Here is a 20,780-nt window from a genome sequence, read left to right as displayed (position 1 = left end):
TTTTGCATATTACAGGTTATTTTAGGATATTTTTGTAAAAAAATGGTTTAAAACTGGAAAATATAATTGAAAATATAATTATAATTGAGTGTGTTCAACAAAAGATAATATATACTTTTATATCGTAATGATGAAATTAGCATAAAGGATCTGTTCATTTAATGGACACAACAATAAATAGATAGATTTAATTTAAAATATTTAAAGGTGTTTTTATGAAGGGTGGCGAAGCCATAATCAAATCACTCACAGATCAGGGAGTAGACGTCGTTTTCGGATATCCCGGAGGAGTTCTACTTCCATTATACGATGTAATCTACGATTCGGACATGAAACATATATTAGTAAGGCACGAACAGTGTGCAGCCCACGCAGCTGACGGATACGCCAGGGCATCTGGAAAAGTTGGCGTATGTATTGGAACATCAGGACCAGGAGCCACAAACCTTGTTACAGGAATTGCAACGGCATATATGGACTCATCTCCAATAATTGCAATTGCAGGACAGGTTTCAACTCCTCTCATTGGTAACGATGCATTCCAGGAGGTGGATACCCTTGGAATGACCATGCCCATTACAAAACACAACTTCCAGGCAATGCACGCAGATGAAATACCCGGACTGATAAAATCAGCATTTTACATAGCTAATACCGGCCGACCTGGACCTGTTGTATTGGACCTTCCAAAGGATGTCCAGCAGGAAGATTTCGACTTTGAAAAGGCCGAACCCATGGAACTTCCAGGTTACAAACCAACCAAAAAAGGCCATCCTCTTCAGGTTAAAAGGGCTACTGACCTGATTTTAAGCTGCAAAAAACCTGTTATACTTGCAGGTGGTGGAGTTATATTATCAGGTTCGTCTTCAGAGCTTTTAAGACTTTCAGAAATCCTTGGGGCACCTGTTGCCACCTCTCTCATGGGAAAAGGATCGTTCCCTGAAGACCATCCATTATCCCTTGGAATGCTTGGTATGCACGGTAAACAGGTTGCAAATTTCACAGTAGATGATTGTGACTGTTTAATTGCCATAGGATGCAGGTTCTCGGATAGAACAACAGGATCTCTATCAAAATTTGCTAAAGATGCCAAAATAGTACATATTGATGTTGATCCAGCAGAAATTGGTAAAAACGTGGATGTGGATGTTCCAATCGTTGGTGACGCCAAGATCGTGATGCAAAGTCTTTTACAGACCATATCTCAAAAAAAGGTTTCTGCAGCCGTTAACACAGCAGCATGGACCAAACACGTGTCCGCATTTAGAAAACGTTCTATACCACGTGTTTCATTTGACGAGATTCCACTGAAACCTCAGCAGGTCATAAAAGAGATATCAGAAGCCATTACAGATGATACCATTGTTACAACAGATGTTGGCCAGAACCAGATGTGGATGGCACATTACTTCACATCCCGGATTCCAAGGACTTTCCTCTCATCCGGGGGACTTGGAACCATGGGTTTCGGATTCCCAGCAGCCATAGGCGCCAAAGTTGCAAAGCCTGAAACAGATGTTGTGGCAGTCTGTGGAGACGGTGGATTCCTCATGGTCTGTCAGGACCTTGCAACCATAAAAGATTATGATATACCCATTGTAATCTGCGTTCTAGATAACAGATACCTTGGAATGGTTGCCCAGTGGCAGAAACTATTCTACAACAACAGAATATCACATACAAAACTTGGAAACGTACCAGACTTTGTTAAACTTGCAGAGTCCTTTGATATTAAGGGTGAAAAGGTTGAAAAGCCTGGAGAGCTCAAAGAATCCCTTAAACGTGCCCTAAACTCCGGTGAACCAACCTTACTCGACATTGTAATAGATCCAGATGAGATCCTTCCAATGGTGCCGCCAGGACGCGGACTTACAGAAATAGTGGGCGAGTATAAGGTTGAAACCGAGTACCCTGGAGAAATCCCCTACAAGTCAAAGGCCCGTGAAATGGAGGGTGATTAGGATGGATGAACAGAGAACTCACATAATCAGTACCCTTGTACTTAACAAACCAGGTGTGCTCCAACGTGTTGCAGGACTCTTCACAAGAAGAGGCTTTAACATAGAGAACATCACGGTCGGTACTTCTGAACAGGAATCCATGGCAAGGATGACCATAATAGCCAGGGGCGATGAGAAAATCCTGGAACAGATAACCAAACAGCTGAACAAATTGATAGAGGTCATAAAGGTCAGGGACCTTGAACCTGAAAGCACAGTTGAAAGGGAACTTTGCCTCATCAAGGTGCACACACCAACAGAGAGGGTTAGATCAGAGATAATTCAATATACGAACATTTTCAGGGGAAAAGTAATTGATGTAAGTCCTGAAACCGTTACAATAGAAATTACAGGAACCCCTGACAAGATAGAAGCCCTTATAGATCTTTTAAGATCATTTGGAATAAAAGAAATATCAAGAACAGGACCTACGGCAATATCAAGGGGCACTAAGACCATCTGAAGTTTTTAAGGACCAATTTAAGAGTTAAATCTATTTTAACCATCCAAAAGTCCTTAACATCAATTTATTTATTTTTTATTTTCTAAATTGAAAGATTATTAACCAGAAAAAAGAAAACAATAAATCTACTTGGTACATTGATGATAAACTTTATAAACCATTCTTCATCAATAATATACCAGAATTAATTTTTAAAAGCCAAAAAATTTTAAAAGCAAAATCTTTGGCAATATTTTAATGAATAGACATTTACTAAATTTCTTAAATTAGGAGGAGACCAACAATGAAAATGTATTACAATAAAGACGTGGACGCAAACGTCTTAAAAAATAAAACCGTTGCAGTAATAGGATATGGAAGCCAGGGATTGGCACAATCAAGGAACATGGCAGACAGCGGATTAAACGTTGTTGTCGGACTTAGGAAAAACGGTAACTCCTGGAAAGCTGCATCAGATGCAGGCATGGATGTCATGAGCGTTGAAGATGCTGCAGAGCAAGGTGATGTTGTACACGTGCTTATACCTGACGAAATCCAGGGTAAAGTCTACGAAACATCAATAAAAGACAAATTAGAGGAAGGAAATACCATATCATTTTCACACGGTTACAACATACACTACGGTTACATAAAACCTGCTGAAAACATCAACATAACCATGATAGCCCCAAAAGGACCAGGTTCAATGGTAAGACAGCAGTATCTCGAAGGATTCGGAGTTCCAGGACTTGTTGCAGTTGAAAGAGACGCCACAGGAGACGCACTTAAAATAGCCCTTGCAATGGGCCAAGGAGCAGGACTCACAAAAGCTGGTGTCCTTGAAACAACATTCAAAGAAGAAACAGAAACAGACCTATTCGGTGAACAGGCCGTACTCTGTGGAGGAGTTACAGGACTCATAAATGCGGGTTTCCAGACCCTTGTTGAGGCAGGTTACCAGCCAGAGATCGCATACTTCGAAACATGCCACGAGATGAAGCTCATCGTTGACTTAATCTACAAGAAAGGATTCGGTAACATGTGGCACGATGTCAGTAACACAGCTGAATTCGGAGGACTCGCAATTAGAGACCGTATCGTAACAGATGAAACCCGTAAAGAGATGAAACAGGTCCTTAAAGAGATCCAAACCGGTGAATTCACCAAAGAATTTGCAACCGAAAACAACGCCGGAGCTCCAATGCTCAACAGCCTCAGGAGAATTGAGGATGACCTCCAGATCGAGAAAGTTGGTGCAAAATTAAGGAAAGCTTGCGGTTTACAGAAGGAAGATTAAAATTCATTCCTTTTTTTTCTATTTTAATTTCCAATTCTACTAGTTCTATTATACTTCATATCCAGAGATTTTTTCGAGATTTTCTGCCAAATCAGTTCAAATCCACCTGAATATCCGTAGAATTCACAAAATCCAAGCTTTTTTACTGCGTCTGTGCTTGTATATGGCGTTTTAAAATCATTAGAACACGACTAATGAACTGTTCCTCTTTAATGCTGCCAGCCACATCATCCCTAATCACTTCCACTTACTCATGCAGAAAACGAACATTTGCTCTGGGATCCCAACAACATTCACAGTTTCAGGGGCAATAGGAGTTTATATCCAACTTATGTCTCCTTGATGAACTTCAACCCCATTAAACTCTTTATTCTCTAGAGATTTGGTTATTCTCCTCTAAAACGATCAGATCTACTAATATTCAGTAAGTTATCACTATCCATACCAGAACATGTCTTCATGGCCGATACATACTGTCTAGAACCATCAACAATTAGTAAACCATTCATCAGAAGTGGCATGTGTTAAAAATAAGTTAGTATATAGATTATACAATAAATCCAATCATTTTAATCATGAGATAAATTTAATAACTGCGTTGAATATATTTCAGCCAAATGATATCATTGAGTTAAAAACATCAGGGTGATTTTATGGTTTTTGTTGGCATGGATCATGGTACAACAGGAGTTTCATTTACAGTACTTGGTAATGAACGGGTACACTTCAGGATCGGGAGGGAAGAACTGTCGGCAGGCAAAGCATCTGCAGTTGAAGAACTTTCAAAAAGAGTCGAAATAGAATCCATAGAACTTATGGCCATAACATACGCCATGGGCGATGGTATAAGTGCAATAACTCCCATTGAAAAGGTAAAAGATAGGGGAATAATATCAATGGGCGGTGCAGGTAAAGTTACAGGCGGGGGAACCGCAGTATACGATGAAATAAGAGAATCTGGCATTCCCACAGTTTTAATACCCGGACTTCACAAAAACACCCCCTGCCTTGACCCCAGATTCAAAGCTGCTTATTCTCACCATGCAAGCCCTGAAAAGATCAGCATATCCTACAACGCTTATAAAGAAACTGGTTTTGATAACATGCTGGTCTCGGACATTAGCTCCAACACCGTGACCATGTTGATCGAGGATGGACAGATAAAAGGAGCTATGGACGCATGTATTGGTGCAATGGGAATTGTGCACGGCCCTCTGGACCTTGAAATGTTGAGGGATATAGATGATGGTACTAAAACTGCCAACGAATGTTTTTCAAACGCAGGGGCCGTTAAAGTGGCCGGTGTTGACACTAAGGTGGCCAGGGCCAAGGATGAGATTCTTAAAATGTACCTTGAGGGTAACAAGAAAGCGAAACTCGCAATTGAAACCATGATAATGACCATAAACATGGAGATCTGGGGTCTTGCAGGGATAGCAAACAAACCTATCGAAGGAATTATACTTACAGGCTCTATAGGCTCGATGCAGGAACTTATCGACATTTTTGGAAGGGTAAAAGAGAATGTTCAGGATATTGCCCCTGTTGTAAATCTCCCGGCAACTTCAGGTTCAGTTGGAAGCGCTCAAATAGCCGAAGCTGTTTTTGAAGGGAAAAAAGAAATTTTAGGGATAAAAGTTAAGGGTTAAAAGTTTTTTGAGATATTAAATTCTTTATTTTTTGTGTCATATTCCCCAGTATCGTTGCATTATTTTTTATTTTCAAATTATAGGGCGGTCAATAAGTTTGATAATGCTATTTTAGGACATAACTAAATTAATCATGTAAAAATGAGTTAAATCTAATCCATTTTTAAATCCCGAGCTGTTAGAAAAATTTTGATTCTACAGTAGAAAAAACTTGGAGAGGATCGTTTCAAGTGTATTTAACGAAGAAATTTTTTTAAAGCATAATTAATACTAAAGCTGTATTTGAAGGATATGTTGTGAAAAAATGTTCTACAGTATAAAAAATTACATAAAATACTCTCATTTACTATCGGATTTCTAATTAAAAATAATATGTAACTTATCTCCAGTAAGTCTACTGTAGAAAAAAGCGACGAATATAAGAGAACATGGCGAATAATAGGAGAATAATAATGAGTAATAAACTTAATCTGCTATTCAAATCGTTTATTTATCCCAATAAAGATGAATAAATCTTTTTCTACAAGAATTGTGGACTTGTTCAACACCATGAATCATGAAAATGCTAAATTGAAAATGTTTTAAATAATCATGAATATTGTAGGGTATGTTACAACTATTGACCATATTTTTTCTGAATTAATTTATTTTTTCAACAATTTTTATATACAAAATCGGACAATTATAATACTGATGGAGTCAAATCGATTCTTTGCAACGCGGTTGTTACCGTTGAATTGGCCGTGATCTGAGCGCTACTTATTACCATGGCTCTTAAAGCACAGATCCAAGTAATATTAAGAAAAAAATCAAATCTAGATCAGATATCAATCCCACTCCCCAGTAAGCTTAAAACTTAGATATGCCCAGAAAAACTTAAACTTAGATGTGCCTAAAACATTAGAAGTTTGCTCCATTTTTCAATTGTTCATTAAATGTATTCATGACTAAATCTCATAAAAACCAATTATGAAAAGATAGGGGGGACTTAAAATGGGAAAAGTTGAATTCAATGCTGAGAATGTTGCAAAATGTCAATGCGTGAAATGTCCTGTTCAGGCAAAAAGCGAGTGCTTTAAGAATACGTTGAGGGGTATGCAGGAGATGATGTCTGAAGACGTGGACATTGCTACTGTGATAGAGCCAAAAGACGTTCCAGGAATTTACTGTGCAAATGGAAAAGCTGTCTGCACAGACCTTGATACACATGAAATATGTAAATGTGGGGAATGTCCAATATGGACCGAATATGGGCTTAACAAAGGGGAACCGGGATCATATTTCTGCAGAGATGGCGCTGCAAGGTAAATGATAGTAAACTTGAAAAACTATTGAATACCTGCACCTTCCCTAAGCCAAAGCCAGATGAGGTAACCCCCACCGATCTCAAACAAGCCCGCCAAAAAGAAGTAAAAGAGAGATTTAACTATTTCCATGTAGTTCACCTTGATGTATCCCATAGATCACAGACCAACAATATACATTGTTCATTGTTAGCTAACTATCTGATTTAGCTGTAACAGCATTGACCATGACGATTACGCCCTCCATTATGAGGAGTACTGCCACCAACACTATTAAAAATAATGCCACAATACCAAAATGATGATAATAAAAATTTGAGTAAGACAGAACCATGTAACTTCCAGTTAACGCGAACAAAAATCCTCCTAAAATTCTTATCCACTTCTTTTTAAGTCCAATGCCCAGAACACCGACTATCACAGCAGCAATAGCCAGCATGTACCCCCATAAATATCCATTGTAATTGGTAAGTGCTATAATTACACCAAACAATATCAAAGGATTGTTTATATCCTTAATTTCAATAAAACTCTTTTTCCAATCCATTAAAATCACTGTTTTTATATCTCTTCTAGAAATGAGATTTGGTTATTTAGTCCAATCCTGTAATAAAATTATGGGATTGGGATCGATCTGCAACGCAACCTCAACTTCCTCAAACCAAAGTTATCTTTAACAGTACTATGAGTGCACCGAATTGAATGATATTCAGACTCAGAACGGGAAACCCCATTCCTGGGCCATGAAACCCTTCTCTAGATACTAGGAAGAAGATGAAAAGGAGGTTCTGCATGATCAAAAGTAAGGCAAATAAAACCAGTCCCAAACTGAAGCTGGATTTTAATTTCCTATAATTTGAAACGTATGTAAACAGCAATATTACAAGCAGAATAATATTTGCTAAGCCTACAATGGCAGCCGCAAAGGCTAACCCCGGATCATCTAACGGAATGTTTGGGGGAATATGTTCAGGACTCCCGTTCCCTTCAAAACCTGGTTCTCCAATCACTTTAATCACCTAATTGTTAATCTTCACCTATTTCAAGCCATATTTGCTGGAAAAAATCATAATTTTCCTCCATCTTGGAAGAAAGAAAGTACATAGCACCATATTTTTCTCCAGAGGATGTGAGGATCTGGTTATCTTCCAAAACCTTTGTATGATGCCTAACTGTCTTGTAATCCAGTTCCAGTTTTTCAGAAAGCTGATGGGCATTGTAGGGCCTCTGATGTAGAGCATTTATAATCCTGGCCCTATTAACTCCGCCCCTAGTACCTCCAATAAGCCACCATAACATTTTTTTCATGGACATCAACTAACCTAATCAACTTTTTGAGCCCACATAAAATAAACCTATCGCCTAAGCCAACTGGTTTGAAAACTAAAAAATGAGGGTCCAATACATCATTTAAATTTACCTCAACTTATTTCTTTTTTAAAGGAGACTTAAATCCTAAGACCCAAAACGTCTCTATTTTACATCAAAAACAGGAACAGTTTTACTTGACTAAAAAAGGCTTCTATCACAAAAGTAGTTTTTCCAGATTTACACCCAAATCTTTACCCAATCAGAGCATAAGTGTTTTAAAATAAAAACAACACAATTTAATGATTAAAAATGTTTTTTTAATAGTAACTGTAGATTAGAATTTAAAAAGTGTAAAAAAGAATAAAAAAGGTTTTATAAGGTTTTTGCAAGTTCTTTGGATGGCTTAACTCCCCCCTGATCTCAACCTTCGTGGGCCTGAAGAAGATTTTTATGCTGTCTTGAACGTGCCCAGATTATGAAGTACCTATGACATGCGTTTTAGATGACAATTCAATGTTCAATTAAGGTCCTTAGATTTTTTACACGCATAACATCACCATTCCATGATTTATTCATACTTCTTTGCTGGATCCTTTAACACAGCATATAAAATAACAATAACTGCCAACACTGCCAAAAATAGTTTATACATCATGATTTCCTGTTATTATCCCTTTGTAAGCATTTTCTTTTTTTCTGTGGGTGTTAGGTCTTGGATTATTGTTTTTGGGTTTCCTTGTTTTAGGATTTTTCCTCCGCGCATTAGGGCAGCTTTGTCGCATACGTCGAGTACGAAGTCCATGTCGTGTGATATGATTAGGAATGTTTGGTTTAGTTCGTCTCGTGCTTTTATTATTGAGTCTGTGACTTGTACTCTTGTTATGGGGTCCATGGTTCCTGTGGGTTCGTCTAGGATTATTATTTTGGGTTCTTTGATGAGGACTTGTGCTAGTGCTACTCTGTGTCTTTCTCCGCTGCTGAGTTCGTCTGGGTATTTGTTTAGTATGGTTGTGGCGTATGTTTCGTCGAATCCTACGGCTTTGAGGACGTATATGGCTTTCATTTTTGCGAATTCTGCGGGTAGTTCGAGGCTTATGGCTTCTGTGAGGTTTCCGAGCACGTTTCTGTGCGGGTAGAGGCTGTATTCTTGGTGGAGTATTCCTAGGTAGGGTTTGACTCTTCCTCTTCCGTATGGGCCTTTTTGTGTCATGTCTATCCAGGTTTCTCCTAGTTTGACTTGGATGTTGCCTGTGCTGGGTTCTGTTAGGCCGTAGAGTATTCGTGATAGTGTTGTTTTTCCTGCGCCGCTGAGGCCTACGACTCCGAATATTTCGCTTTCATCTACTGTTAGGTTTATTCCGTCAACTGCTTTGACTACTCCTCTTTCTATGGAGTAGTAATGTTTTTTCACGTTTTCCATTTTTATTATGGGTCCGCCTGTTTTGAAGACTTCTCCTTTTTCTGGTAGGGGTACTTGTTGTAGGAATTTTTTCACGATTTTGGTGGGGTTGCCTTGTTCGATTATTTCTCCTTTTTCGAGCCATATTACTTGGTCTGATAGTTTTTTCATGACTTCTGGCCAGTGGGAGGATATGATCATTGTTTTGCCTTTGTTTTTCACTCCGTCGAGCAGTGCTTCATGTATTAGTTCTGCTGTTTTGGGGTCGAGTGTTCCTGTGGGTTCGTCTGCTAGGAATATCATGGGTTCTTTGGCCATTTGTCTGGCGAGCACGACTCTTTGTTTTTCCCCTCCGCTGAGGTCTCTTGCTATGTGGGTTATTCTGTGGGTCATTTGAGCCATTTCCAGAAGGTCTATGGCTATTGAGATGCTTTCTTCCTCATCATGGTCGTGAATTGCTTTTAGAACGTTGTCTATGACTGTATCGTCCTCGTAGAGGGCGAAGGTTCTTTGGAGCATTATTGAGATTCTTCTTTTGATGGCTGCAAACAGTATTCGGTCGCAGTTCCAGAAATCAACACTCATTGCCTGGAATTCACATCCGCAGCTGCATTTTTGCCCGGCTTGTGATGGTGTTTCAACTCGGATACAATCAGGACAAAAGGCTATGTTGTAGATTATTTGACCTTGGTCTGGCTTGTAATCCTTCATTCCTCTGAGCATTTGTATAAGAACTGATTTACCCGCACCACTTCTTCCAAGAATACCTAAAACAGTACCCTCATCTATGGTCATACTAACATTCTTTAAAACATCCACACCTTTAAAAGTCTTAGTAACGTTCCTAACCTCTATAAAAGACAATGCAACCACCATTTTTGTTTATATAGGATTTTTATCGTTTATTTCCTAATTTATGAGTTTATTAGAGAGATAATGTTATCCATTATTGGTATTTAATTTTTTTAAATCTAGAAGATGTTTAATCCGCTCCACACAGTGGAGTTTCACATTTAGGACATTTAGTATTCTTGCATGGCACTCCCTTTATTTTTGGAGATTCATATCCGCAGTTTGGACATTTGCAAACTTTTGGTGGGCCCGCTCGAATACCTGTGCCGCCATAGGATCTTCTCTGGAGTAATGAATCTTCTGATTCTTTTGGGACTTCTTCATCCCCTACAATAATATTTATGTCTTCAGATTTACAGTCCGGGCATTTATCATATTCTTTTTCAGGGCTACGCCATTCAAATCCGCAACCATTGCATTTGTACCTTTTTTTGTCAGTTATATAATTCCCACCTATGATTTCTATTGTATTTCCATCAATCAAGGCTCTTGATATCTTTTTTCTGGCAGAGGTTAATATTCTGTGAAATGTGGGCTGTGAAATGCCCATTATCTCTGCAGATTTTTTCTGTTGGATATCATGATAATCTCTGAGTCTTATGGCCTCAAACTCATCTACTGTAATTTTAATAGGATTAGATGGACCAATTTTTTTGCTATCCGGTTTAAAACAACGCGTCTGTGGTTCTTCTAATACCCTTCTGAATTTTCGAGGCCGTGGCATATTCTGAATATATATTCAAAACTATTATATAAACCTTGTTTTTACCGGTTCATAGAAGGATTATTTCCATGAGATATAAGTTTTAAATAAGAATTTGAATCATCTTAAAGTGTCTAAACTGGGTTAATACATCATATTAACATAACTATTCAATTAAAAGAAATTTAAGTAGAGATCTTGTAAAAATTAAAATTCTGTTCCAAATTTCAATAAAATAAAAAAATTTATGAATTCTTTAAATCAATTTATTTAAAATCAATTTTAGTAAAGAAATATTTCCAAGAGATTTTTAGTCCATCCAGCCATCCATTGCATTCAGATCAGCCGTGCAGTCCAATGATATTGGCGTTATAGTTGCACAAGATTCCTGTTTAAGTGCGTGAACATCTGTGCCCTCCTTATCATCCTCAACCGGGTCGCCGTCTATCCAGTAGTAAGGCCTACCCCTTGGATCCAACCGTTTCTGGATGTGTATCCTGTACATGCGAGTTCCCAGCCTTGTTAATTTTATCCTGTCACTATCCGGTGAGGAGGGTATGTTCAGGTTTAAAAAGTCAACACCCTCTGGAAGTCCCCGCTCCAGAATTCTCTTTGCAACCCTTCGCATGATCTTCTGGGCGTGGCTGAAATCAAGATCAACGTGACCATCGTGAAATTTAATGTCACCCCTTGATACCTGGAGTGAGACTGAAAGGGCAGGCACTCCGTTTACTGCCGCCTCCATTGCAGCCCCTATTGTTCCTGATGTTGTGAGCTCGGACATTCCAAGATTTTCACCTATGTTTATCCCTGATATCACCAGATCCGGCTTTTCATCTGTAATCTCATAGATCCCGATGATCAGTGCATCTGTAGGGGTGCCAGATACAGAATAGGCCTCGCTTCCATCTGAAAGTTTGGTTGCCGTGATTCTTATGGGTTCGAAAAGTGTTAATGCATGTCCTATTCCACTTTGCTGTGTTGCTGGAGCTACCACATCGATATTTCCCAGATCTTCCACTGCTTTTTTTGCTGCTATGATTCCTGACGAGTTAACTCCATCGTCGTTGGTTATGAGAATTCCCATGGTTGTATGTTATATACCTCAACCTTCAAAAAGTTTACGCGGGAAAATCACACATCATGAACAGTTTTAAGTATATTAAATTAGAAAATAATTAATAATACCTATTAAATAGTGATAAGAAAGGTCATGTAAATATTCATTCACCTGAACTTTCAATAGGTGATAAAATTGGAAAAAAATCGGTTGGTCGGGTTCGTTGCAAAGGTTATGGAAAAATCTGGGTTCAAAGTTTACAAAAACTTCAAAACATCCAGACATATCATAGACATTTACGGGGTTTTACCCACAGTTCTAGGAGACATGGGAGTTGTAGTAGCCTGCAAAAACTACGACGAGAAGTGGGAAGTAGGGCTCGATGTTTTGAAGGAGATGGAAATGATAGGGAAACCCCTTAAAGCATCCAAGATCGTCGTTGTCAGCACATCCTACTTCACAGACAGTGCTGCAAATTACGCTGGAAGAAGGAATATTAAACTCATAGACAAGGATGGAATTGTTGCATTAGCCAAAAAATTCGCTGAAGAAGTTGAAGTAGTAGAAGAAGCCGAGGATACAGTTGAAAACGATGACTTTGAAGATTACGCTCCTTCGTCCCGATCAAATGCCACCACATTTCTCAAGGGTAAAAAAAGTTTAAGTAAAGGAAAAAGTGGAAAAACTATTTTAAAAGCAGTGAAACCCAGAATTAAGATGCTTTTAAATAACACCCTGGCCTTGATCGTCATAGTTCTTCTTTTATCATCATTTGCAACGTATTTGATAGGTTTTGGAAATAAAAACACCGCACTGCTTGGAGTTTCAAAGATATTCGTTTCGGCAATACTCGCTTATGGACTTGTTTTAGGCATTGAAAAAGATGCAACAGTCGTGCTTGTAAAAGGAACAACAGTTTTCTTTGTTTCCATGGTCATATATGCTGTGATGATAGTTATACTCTGAGATAGTTTTCAGATAACTTTTGCAGGCATAAATGAACATTTAAAAAAAATCTTTAATTTAAAAAATCTTTAATTTAATTTCCTTAAACGTGTTTTTTGATTTTAAGTCTTAAAATAAAACGTTGTATTTTATTGTTCGATTCAAATTGCATCTAAATTTTATCCGATATTTATCGTTTTATTATATTATTGTTACTTATTTTAGTTTATCTTTCCCAAATATTACTAAAAAAACGACCCATATATTTTTCATTTGTTAAAAATTGGGTTAAAAATTAGCTAAAAATAAATGGGAATTTAACTATACTTTAAAATCTTTAATGTTTTTTAGATATTTAATGGATTTAATTTCGCTCTTATCCTGTTTTTAGTGGAATGCTTTAAATCTAGCAGGATATCAGTTTAGATCTTGATTCCTTAGTTAGTTAAAAATGGGCCGGAGGAGATTCGAACTCCTGATCACCTCGGTGTGAGCGAGGTATCATACCCCTAGACCACCGGCCCTCCAATTCTGGAATCCAAATAAGATTAGTAAAATTTAATAGAATCAGTGATCCCTAAAACAATATTTAATACCTTAAATCTAAAAAATATGTCTAAATGGGCCGGAGGAGATTCGAACTCCTGATCACCTCGTTGTAAGCGAGGTATCATACCCCTAGACCACCGGCCCTATTGTTTCATGTATGGTAGATTGGCTATATAAACTTTTTCCACATGTGGAGGATCATCTAAAAAAATTTCAAATTAATAGAATATTTTAGAGCCAACAATCCCAACCATAAAAATAGTTAGATGTCCTTAAATCATACCATACAGTTCAATTATTCCTCTAATTTTTATTTTAAATATTTTTAGTTAAATTTAGTGAAACTGGAATACCTCTTGGAAAGTTACGCTTAATTCGTTGAGTATTTAACTTCTTTCTTACTTTACAAACTTACTTTACAAACTATTTATTGGATCGTGTCCAACTATGTTTGAATAGAATAGAGGGATAACAATGGCATTTGATGAATCTGGAAAAATTTGGTTTAACGGAAAATTAGTTGATTGGAAAGATGCAAACATACATGTTTTATCTCACGTTGTTCACTACGGATCCAGCGTGTTTGAAGGAATAAGATGTTATAACACTGAAAAAGGCCCGGCAATTTTTAGGTTGCGAGAGCACGTACAAAGACTCATTAACTCGGGAAAGATCTACAGAATGGACATTCCATACGGTGTCGACGAGCTTTCAGACGCAATAATCGAAACAATAAAGGCCAACGACCTTAAAGAGTGTTATATAAGGCCGGTAGCCTTCAGGGGCTATAAGGAACTGGGAGTATTCCCATTGAACTGCCCTCTTGAAACTGTAATTGCAGTTTGGGGTTGGGGGCAGTACCTTGGTGAAGAAGCACTTGAACAAGGCGTTGATGTTGGTGTTTCAACCTGGAGGCGTATGGCACCCGACACCATGCCAAACATGGCAAAGGCAGGATCCAACTACATGAACTCCCAGCTTGCAAAGGTTGAATCTGTGATGAACGGCTACGACGAGGCAATAATGCTCGATTATCAGGGTCTTGTTGGAGAAGGAAGTGGTGAAAACGTCTTTGTTATCAAGGACGGTACCATCTACACGCCGCCAATATCATCATCCCTGCTTGGGGGAATCACAAGGGATTCAATAATTCAAATGGCCAGGGATATGGGACTGGAGGTTAGCGAACAACAGATGCCGCGTGAAATGCTTTACATTGCAGACGAGGCATTCCTAACAGGTACGGCTGCAGAGGTCACACCAATCAGGTCCATAGATAAGATCACCATAGGTGCGGGTAAAAGAGGAAAAATAACAAAAAAACTTCAGGATAAGTTCTTTGAAGTTGTTAACGCCAAATGTGAAGATGAACACGGTTGGTTAACCTTCCTCGACTGAACATAATTATAAGTTATAACTTTTAACTTAAACCTTAGAAGTTATAAGTTATAAAGTTCCCACTAATTTTTTATATAACCATGACGTAGCACGATTTATTCTGAGTAACTAGGATTCAAAATGTAGGGTGATCAAAAAAATGATTGACATAAATTTAATTCAAATAATTCAAGCAATAATTCTAGGGATGGTCCAGGGTTTAACAGAGTTCCTACCCGTAAGTAGCTCAGCTCACCTGGTATTTTTCCCATACATCCTGGGAACAAAGTCAAGTGTTGCATTTGACACCGTTCTCCACCTAGGAACACTGGTTGCAGTTGTTTCGTTCTTCTGGAGGGATATACTATCGATGATAAAAGCGTTGGTATCAAGCATCCTCGACCTATTCAGAGGAACATTCAAAGAAGGTGTAAAAGAAGACGTTTACAAAAGACTCGTATGGCTCCTTGTGGTTGGTACGATTCCAGCAGGTATTATGGGTATAGCATTTAAAAACGAGTTTGAAGCTCTCTTCACCTCGGTACTTGCCGTAGGTTTCTTCCTGCTCATAACAGGTGTACTGCTATGGACAGCTGAACACTACAAACGTGGAAACAAGGAAGTTAAAGAAGTTTCATTTAAAAACGCTCTGGCAATTGGAATATTCCAGGGATTTGCAATAGCACCGGGTATATCCCGGTCAGGGGCAACAATATCAGCTGGACTCTTCTCTGGACTCAACAGGGAACTTGCAGCAAGGTACAGCTTCCTGCTTTCCATACCAGCAATTCTTGGAGCTGCCCTGGTACAAGTCAAAGACATAACCGCCATTGATATGACCCTAACTGCCCTCATAGCAGGTTTTCTTGCCGCGGTCATATTTGGTTACCTTGCAATAAAGCTTCTCCTGAAAATAATAAAGGAATGGAGCCTGGTTATATTCGCATACTACTGCTGGATCGTTGGTATCGCATCTATAATCATTGCAATGGTGTATCATCTGTAATAATGTGAAAATAAAAATAGGTAAAAAAATATTTTTTCACATTTTTTAAATTTCTTTTTTAATTATTTTTTCCAAAGTCAAACTCATTTTTTTCAGACGTAGATGAAATTCTTGTACAAATTCTTACAGAGGTTGTTTGAAACAGTTGAAACACTTTATCAATAATGCTTGAAAGATGTCCTGTTTGATAATATTTTGTATCAAAACTGAAAATTAACATCATCGCACAATACAGGAGTAAAGGCCCAAATAAAAGTTCTGCCAGGAAACGTGGCTATGGGTGAGTATGTAAACCCACCATGTACTCCAGAATACCTCAAGAACTGCTGCAACAGCCAAAAGAACTATTATACTTAATAAAATTGGTAAAACTCCATATATAACCTCATTTTTAAATCTTCGGGTGGATCCTTCCCTTATTGAAATTAAAAACGATCCATAAAACTTTAGAAATGCATCTATAACCAGCATTGCAGCTAAAACTTCAAAGTAAAGGTGAAAAGACCCAAAAATGATCAAAAATGCCTTGAAAATACCCACTTTTAATATGAGAAGGTAGGTAACTGCACCCAGGGAGCTGAAAAGACTTATGAGCACAACTGGAACAATGGCAATTCCACTGAATATACACAAAAAACTGGTCCGCATGTTGTTCACGAACAAACCCCAAGAAACTGCCCCCAAATAATGGATAAATTGATTTTCAAGGTAGACGAGGGTTATGGTTTGGGGAACCTGTATTTTAGCATCTAGCTCTCCTAGTAAAAAACCCCCATTAAAATTTGACTGGGCTAAATGAGGTGCAACGTACGCAAAAATGAATCCTGCAAAATAGAATATTAAAAAAGTTAGAAAAGCATACTTCGACGGTATAAATCCGTGTAAAAACGTTTTAATCCATTTTTTATTGGGTTTCAATTTATTTGGCATGAGTATGAAACCTATTGTTTATTTAATAAAATTTTAACGAATTATTTTTATTTGAAAACTTCTGCAAACTTCATCAAACACTCTTAAAGATGCATTTATGAAAAAAATAAAATATTTTTTAGAGCATACGTCTGCATATGTCCTCTGTTTTTCTTCTTATATCTCCAACATCAATACCTTTAAGAATTGCTGCCATCATTGCACCACCTGCGCCAACTCCTTCCTTCACAGAACCTGTGGTGTAATTTTTAAGGCCGCTTTCAGATCTTTCAAATTCTGGGTCCACTGCAAACACAGTTGTGCCTGCAATTTGGCGAGATATGTAGTTTATATCGGCATTTTTATCCTCTGCAACGAATATGGTGGTTGCAACTGCGAGGTTGTCAAAGTTAAAGTCCGGTGCAGCTTCACTAATAATTGCACAGACCGCCATCATCTGTGTACCCCCTGCTAGAGTTACTGGAACGCTGCTTCCAACTGCAATACCAGCAACTGCAGGAATCATTGGGTCACCAACCGCGTTCACGGCTTCAAATGGTCTTGATGAAAGTTCTCCTGCACTGAACCCTGCAGCCTGAAGACCATCTTCCACAAGTTGATGTTTGAGTTTGTGGGGGTTTTCAGGTGTGCTGCCACTGATTTTATGGTCAACATCGTAGCCCATGGCAGTTAAAACACCCAGGGCCGTTGTTGTGCCTGCAGGGGTGCTCTCCCCAATCACAAGGTGATCCGTGAGTTTTGAGAGGGTTCGACCAAGCATAACACCCCTATCGAAGATGTCCTTGGAATTTTTAACTGCTTTTCCCATCTTTATGTTTCCACCGGGTTCTTCATTTATTTTAAAATAGGGTAAATTCGGTTTTACGGCGGCACCGGCATCTGCAACCAGGAATGGAATGTCAGCAAGTTCCACCGATGCTTTGGTTATCACAGCAGGAGTTGGAGTAGGTACTCCATCAACTATTGTTTTAGCTATATCTGGAAGGCACTGGGGTTTTCCATTCAAAACCAGTTCAACGTCCGCTGCAGGTGTGTAGTCTGTAAGTTCAGGAGTTGCACCTGCACCTGTTATTCCGGGAATTCTTGATATTCTTGTGCTTGCTATGGCACATAAAAAGAGTGAATCTTTATTTTCCAATTTGTGAAGTATATCTGATGAACCGTAGCTTTTTATAGCATTCTTCATGTTTCCACCTCATTAGTGATAGGGTATAAAAATAAAGTATGGTACAAGGTAAGATATAACTAATGCAATTTACTAGGCCAATTTACAATACGAAATCCCATAAATGAAAGTTTTAATTAAGCTTGTAATTAAATTTTTATGGGTTTAAACTAGTTACAAATTAATATAATCAGTAAATAGGGGATATAATCTGAAATAAATAAGATATGAATTAGAACGTTGAATTACACATCAATTAGATCTGGATAAATTAATCCATAAATCATTATTTCATAAACTAATCAACAAATTCGAACTAGATTGTACTTAATCAATAATCATCAAGTGATCAAAGTGATATGCATCGGAATAGAAGGAACTGCAGAAAAGACAGGAGTTGGAATAGTTGACTCAAACGGGAAAATCCTGGCATCACAGGGCAACCCATTAATCCCTGAAAGTGGGGGAATTCATCCAAGAGAAGCTGCAGAACACCATGCAGCCAACATAGTGCCGCTTATAAAGGATGCACTCCATGAGTCAGGGTTAGGCCTTGAAGATATGGATCTTGTGGCATTTTCAAGAGGTCCTGGTCTTGGACCGGCCCTCAGAACAGTTGCAACAGCCGCTAGAAGCCTTGCACTTTCACTCAACATTCCAATTGTGGGTGTAAACCACTGCATAGGCCATGTTGAGATAGGAAGACTCACCACAGGTGCTGAAGACCCTGTGACTCTCTACGTGAGTGGAGGGAATACACAGATAATTGCATTCGATGCCGGGCGCTACCGAGTCTTTGGTGAAACCCTTGACATAGCGATGGGCAACTGTATAGACCAGTTTTCACGTTCTGTGGGACTGGGACATCCAGGAGGGCCTGTGGTTGAGAAACTGGCATTAAAATCCAGAAACCATATAAAACTTCCCTACACAGTTAAGGGGATGGATTTATCATTTTCAGGGCTTCTAACTGCAGCAATAAGGAAATATGAATCGGGAGAGGCGATTGAGGATGTTTGCTACAGCCTTCAGGAGACTGCATTTTCCATGCTCGTTGAAGTCACTGAAAGGGCACTTGCTCACTCAAAAAAACGTGAGGTTATGCTCTGCGGAGGAGTGGCTGCAAACAACAGGCTCAGGGAAATGCTCAGCATCATGGCTGAGGAACATTATGCAGAATTCCACATGCCTCCCATGAAGTACTGTGGAGACAACGGGGCCATGATCGCGTGGATGGGCCAGCTCATGCACAGTCACAGTCTGGTCAAAGGCATGGAAGATACAGAAGTTATTCAAAAGTACAGAACAGACCAGGTGGACGTTCCATGGAGGAAAAGTTCCCCAAAACATCTGCGACTGCCTGCAGAGATGCTGGAGAAGGGTGCGGAGGCCAACATTTATCCGGACAAATGGATGGGTGAAGAGGTTCTTATGAAAAATAGAATCCCTAAAACATATCGTATAGAAGAGATAGACCATTACCTACGGAAAAAGAGAACAAAACGTGAGGCTAAACTTTTAAGTGAGGCAAAACGCTGCGGAGTCATCACCCCCATTGTTTACGATATAAACAAGGAAGAAAAAACCATCGTAATGGAAAAAATTCGTGGAAAGCCCGTGAAAGACGTCTTTGATAATCTGGATATTGATAGCATGAAGGAGTTGTGCGAAAAAATAGGCAAAAACGTTGCAAAACTTCACAACTGTGGAATAATTCACGGAGACCTTACAACAAGCAACATGATCCTCCATGACGATGAAATTGTCTTTATAGACTTCGGCCTCGGCAGGATCTCGGATCTAGTTGAGGATAAGGGTGTGGACCTCCTGGTGTTCAAGAAGGCCATTTCAGGCATTCACCATGAAGTTGGAGAGGAATGTTTTGATTCCATTCTTCAAGGATATAGGATTGCAAAAGATTGTGATGAAGTAGTTGGCAAGGTTGAGGAGATTGAAGGAAGGGGTCGTTATACAGCTAATAATAACAATAGCCACAATAAGATTTAAGCGAACTTAACGTAAAATTCATGAAGATCATGTTGAGAAATCCGTCTTGATTCTTACTTGAAATTTCAATTCATTTAGAATATTTCAAAAATCTCAAAAATAATTTCATCTAATGTATCATGAAAAAGATAAAAAATTCATGATCTGGCCGGTAAAGTTCATCATAGCACTAGATCAAAAATAATAGTAATATAAACATGAAAAAATAATAGAATTTTGGGATCAAAATGAAGCTAACATTTATAACTGGTAACCAACACAAAGTAAAAGAAGCCAAAGGAATCTTTGATAAGTTTGGCATCAAACTGGAGCATGCTGACCTCGGCTACCCAGAAATCCAGGGAGATCTGGTAGATGTGGCAAGGTACGGTGCAAAGGATGCTGCAGGGCGTTTTGGACAACCTGTGATTGTAGAAGACGCCGGAATTTTTATAAAATCCCTTAAATGGTTCCCAGGACCTTATTCATCCTACGTTCAGGAAACACTTGGGAATAAGGGTATATTAAAGCTTATGAGTGATGTTGAAGACAGATACGCCGAGTTCAGGTCGGTTATTGGGTATTGCACTCCCAAAGCCGAGCCCAAGACTTTTTTAGGCACTGTTAAGGGACGCATCGGTTACAAAGAGAGGGGAAAACATGGTTTTGCCTATGATCCCCTTTTTTATCCAGAAGGCTATGATAAAAGCTTCGGAGAACTAACCACACAAGAGAAGAACGACTTTTCTCATCGTAGACAATCGCTTGAGCAATTTGCACATTGGTATAAAGAACTGTAATAAAT

The 20,780-nt window shown here is 38.7% G+C and carries 19 protein-coding genes and 2 tRNA genes; 10 read left to right on the top strand and 11 right to left on the bottom strand.

Annotated elements, in window-relative coordinates; genetic code table 11:
- The first annotated feature begins 215 nt into the window (after positions 1-215).
- The 5 genes from MSWAN_RS12090 (at position 216) to MSWAN_RS12070 (ending at position 6,696) form a co-directional block, all read left to right on the top strand.
- A complete protein-coding gene (locus MSWAN_RS12090; RefSeq protein ID WP_013826935.1) occupies positions 216-1,961 on the top strand; it encodes an acetolactate synthase large subunit in 1,746 nt (581 codons plus the stop codon).
- Between the two features lies 1 nt (position 1,962).
- Positions 1,963-2,463: an acetolactate synthase small subunit gene (gene ilvN, locus MSWAN_RS12085; RefSeq protein ID WP_013826934.1), complete on the top strand. Its 501-nt coding sequence runs from the start codon at positions 1,963-1,965 to the stop codon at positions 2,461-2,463.
- Between the two features lie 283 nt (positions 2,464-2,746).
- Positions 2,747-3,739, top strand: a complete 993-nt coding sequence (gene ilvC, locus MSWAN_RS12080) for a ketol-acid reductoisomerase (RefSeq protein ID WP_013826933.1) — start codon at positions 2,747-2,749, stop codon at positions 3,737-3,739.
- A 653-nt stretch (positions 3,740-4,392) separates the two neighbouring features.
- Entirely contained in the window at positions 4,393-5,388 is a 996-nt protein-coding gene (locus tag MSWAN_RS12075) for a methanogenesis marker 12 protein (protein WP_013826932.1), read from the top strand.
- A 993-nt stretch (positions 5,389-6,381) separates the two neighbouring features.
- The gene (locus MSWAN_RS12070) at positions 6,382-6,696 is read left to right on the top strand and encodes a DUF2769 domain-containing protein (RefSeq protein ID WP_013826931.1); all 315 of its coding nucleotides are present in this window, start codon (positions 6,382-6,384) and stop codon (positions 6,694-6,696) included.
- A gap of 20 nt (positions 6,697-6,716) precedes the next feature.
- Here the strand turns inward: MSWAN_RS12070 and MSWAN_RS12565 are convergent, their stop codons facing one another.
- The 7 genes from MSWAN_RS12565 to surE form a co-directional block, all read right to left on the bottom strand.
- A complete protein-coding gene (locus tag MSWAN_RS12565) occupies positions 6,717-6,848 on the bottom strand; it encodes a YnfA family protein (protein ID WP_227716968.1) in 132 nt (43 codons plus the stop codon).
- Between the two features lie 37 nt (positions 6,849-6,885).
- A complete protein-coding gene (locus MSWAN_RS12065; protein WP_013826930.1) occupies positions 6,886-7,239 on the bottom strand; it encodes a hypothetical protein in 354 nt (117 codons plus the stop codon).
- 109 nt (positions 7,240-7,348) lie between these two features.
- The gene (locus tag MSWAN_RS12060) at positions 7,349-7,702 is read right to left on the bottom strand and encodes a hypothetical protein (protein WP_013826929.1); all 354 of its coding nucleotides are present in this window, start codon (positions 7,700-7,702) and stop codon (positions 7,349-7,351) included.
- A gap of 16 nt (positions 7,703-7,718) precedes the next feature.
- A complete protein-coding gene (locus tag MSWAN_RS12055; protein WP_013826928.1) occupies positions 7,719-8,006 on the bottom strand; it encodes an ArsR/SmtB family transcription factor in 288 nt (95 codons plus the stop codon).
- A gap of 664 nt (positions 8,007-8,670) precedes the next feature.
- Entirely contained in the window at positions 8,671-10,266 is a 1,596-nt protein-coding gene (atwA, locus tag MSWAN_RS12050; RefSeq protein WP_013826927.1) for a methyl coenzyme M reductase system, component A2, read from the bottom strand.
- Positions 10,267-10,384: 118 nt separating this feature from the next.
- Entirely contained in the window at positions 10,385-10,978 is a 594-nt protein-coding gene (locus tag MSWAN_RS12045) for a DUF134 domain-containing protein (RefSeq protein WP_013826926.1), read from the bottom strand.
- A gap of 289 nt (positions 10,979-11,267) precedes the next feature.
- Positions 11,268-12,044 (bottom strand): 5'/3'-nucleotidase SurE, encoded by a 777-nt coding sequence (gene surE, locus MSWAN_RS12040; protein ID WP_013826925.1) that lies wholly within the window; start codon positions 12,042-12,044, stop codon positions 11,268-11,270.
- 159 nt (positions 12,045-12,203) lie between these two features.
- Between surE and MSWAN_RS12035 the strand changes: the two genes are divergently transcribed.
- Positions 12,204-12,983, top strand: coding sequence for a restriction endonuclease (locus MSWAN_RS12035; protein WP_227716967.1), 780 nt, complete (start codon positions 12,204-12,206; stop codon positions 12,981-12,983).
- A 431-nt stretch (positions 12,984-13,414) separates the two neighbouring features.
- On the opposite strand, the gene MSWAN_RS12030 is transcribed toward MSWAN_RS12035, so the two are convergent.
- Together MSWAN_RS12030 and MSWAN_RS12025 are read right to left on the bottom strand one after the other, a co-directional pair.
- Positions 13,415-13,486 (bottom strand) — tRNA-Val (locus MSWAN_RS12030).
- 97 nt (positions 13,487-13,583) lie between these two features.
- Positions 13,584-13,655 (bottom strand) — tRNA-Val (locus MSWAN_RS12025).
- A 330-nt stretch (positions 13,656-13,985) separates the two neighbouring features.
- Between MSWAN_RS12025 and ilvE the strand changes: the two genes are divergently transcribed.
- Together ilvE and uppP are read left to right on the top strand one after the other, a co-directional pair.
- On the top strand, positions 13,986-14,909 hold the full coding sequence (gene ilvE, locus MSWAN_RS12020; protein WP_013826923.1) for a branched-chain-amino-acid transaminase: 924 nt from the start codon (positions 13,986-13,988) through the stop codon (positions 14,907-14,909).
- A gap of 139 nt (positions 14,910-15,048) precedes the next feature.
- On the top strand, positions 15,049-15,894 hold the full coding sequence (uppP, locus tag MSWAN_RS12015; RefSeq protein ID WP_013826922.1) for an undecaprenyl-diphosphatase UppP: 846 nt from the start codon (positions 15,049-15,051) through the stop codon (positions 15,892-15,894).
- A 219-nt stretch (positions 15,895-16,113) separates the two neighbouring features.
- Here uppP and MSWAN_RS12010 read toward each other — a convergent pair whose 3' ends face one another.
- Positions 16,114-16,824 (bottom strand): stage II sporulation protein M, encoded by a 711-nt coding sequence (locus tag MSWAN_RS12010; RefSeq protein ID WP_013826921.1) that lies wholly within the window; start codon positions 16,822-16,824, stop codon positions 16,114-16,116.
- Positions 16,825-16,942: 118 nt separating this feature from the next.
- The gene (gene cobT, locus MSWAN_RS12005) at positions 16,943-18,010 is read right to left on the bottom strand and encodes a nicotinate mononucleotide-dependent phosphoribosyltransferase CobT (protein ID WP_013826920.1); all 1,068 of its coding nucleotides are present in this window, start codon (positions 18,008-18,010) and stop codon (positions 16,943-16,945) included.
- A gap of 324 nt (positions 18,011-18,334) precedes the next feature.
- On the opposite strand from cobT, the gene MSWAN_RS12000 reads away from it, so the two are divergent.
- Positions 18,335-19,996, top strand: coding sequence for a bifunctional N(6)-L-threonylcarbamoyladenine synthase/serine/threonine protein kinase (locus tag MSWAN_RS12000; protein ID WP_173361656.1), 1,662 nt, complete (start codon positions 18,335-18,337; stop codon positions 19,994-19,996).
- A 227-nt stretch (positions 19,997-20,223) separates the two neighbouring features.
- On the top strand, positions 20,224-20,775 hold the full coding sequence (locus tag MSWAN_RS11995) for an XTP/dITP diphosphatase (RefSeq protein ID WP_013826918.1): 552 nt from the start codon (positions 20,224-20,226) through the stop codon (positions 20,773-20,775).
- The last annotated feature ends 5 nt before the right edge of the window (positions 20,776-20,780 follow it).

This window comes from Methanobacterium paludis (genome assembly GCF_000214725.1).
Lineage (GTDB): Archaea > Methanobacteriota > Methanobacteria > Methanobacteriales > Methanobacteriaceae > Methanobacterium_C > Methanobacterium_C paludis.
This window is presented reverse-complemented; position numbering and strand designations above follow the sequence as displayed.

Coding starts and splice junctions, on each gene's coding strand:
- MSWAN_RS12090 (WP_013826935.1), top strand. CDS start 216: ATGAAGGGTGGCGAAGCCATAATCAAATCACTCACAGATCAGGGAGTA.
- ilvN (WP_013826934.1), top strand. CDS start 1,963: ATGGATGAACAGAGAACTCACATAATCAGTACCCTTGTACTTAACAAA.
- ilvC (WP_013826933.1), top strand. CDS start 2,747: ATGAAAATGTATTACAATAAAGACGTGGACGCAAACGTCTTAAAAAAT.
- MSWAN_RS12075 (WP_013826932.1), top strand. CDS start 4,393: ATGGTTTTTGTTGGCATGGATCATGGTACAACAGGAGTTTCATTTACA.
- MSWAN_RS12070 (WP_013826931.1), top strand. CDS start 6,382: ATGGGAAAAGTTGAATTCAATGCTGAGAATGTTGCAAAATGTCAATGC.
- MSWAN_RS12565 (WP_227716968.1), bottom strand. CDS start 6,848: ATGGGATACATCAAGGTGAACTACATGGAAATAGTTAAATCTCTCTTT.
- MSWAN_RS12065 (WP_013826930.1), bottom strand. CDS start 7,239: ATGGATTGGAAAAAGAGTTTTATTGAAATTAAGGATATAAACAATCCT.
- MSWAN_RS12055 (WP_013826928.1), bottom strand. CDS start 8,006: ATGTCCATGAAAAAAATGTTATGGTGGCTTATTGGAGGTACTAGGGGC.
- MSWAN_RS12045 (WP_013826926.1), bottom strand. CDS start 10,978: ATGCCACGGCCTCGAAAATTCAGAAGGGTATTAGAAGAACCACAGACG.
- surE (WP_013826925.1), bottom strand. CDS start 12,044: ATGGGAATTCTCATAACCAACGACGATGGAGTTAACTCGTCAGGAATC.
- ilvE (WP_013826923.1), top strand. CDS start 13,986: ATGGCATTTGATGAATCTGGAAAAATTTGGTTTAACGGAAAATTAGTT.
- uppP (WP_013826922.1), top strand. CDS start 15,049: ATGATTGACATAAATTTAATTCAAATAATTCAAGCAATAATTCTAGGG.
- MSWAN_RS12010 (WP_013826921.1), bottom strand. CDS start 16,824: ATGCCAAATAAATTGAAACCCAATAAAAAATGGATTAAAACGTTTTTA.
- cobT (WP_013826920.1), bottom strand. CDS start 18,010: ATGAAGAATGCTATAAAAAGCTACGGTTCATCAGATATACTTCACAAA.
- MSWAN_RS11995 (WP_013826918.1), top strand. CDS start 20,224: ATGAAGCTAACATTTATAACTGGTAACCAACACAAAGTAAAAGAAGCC.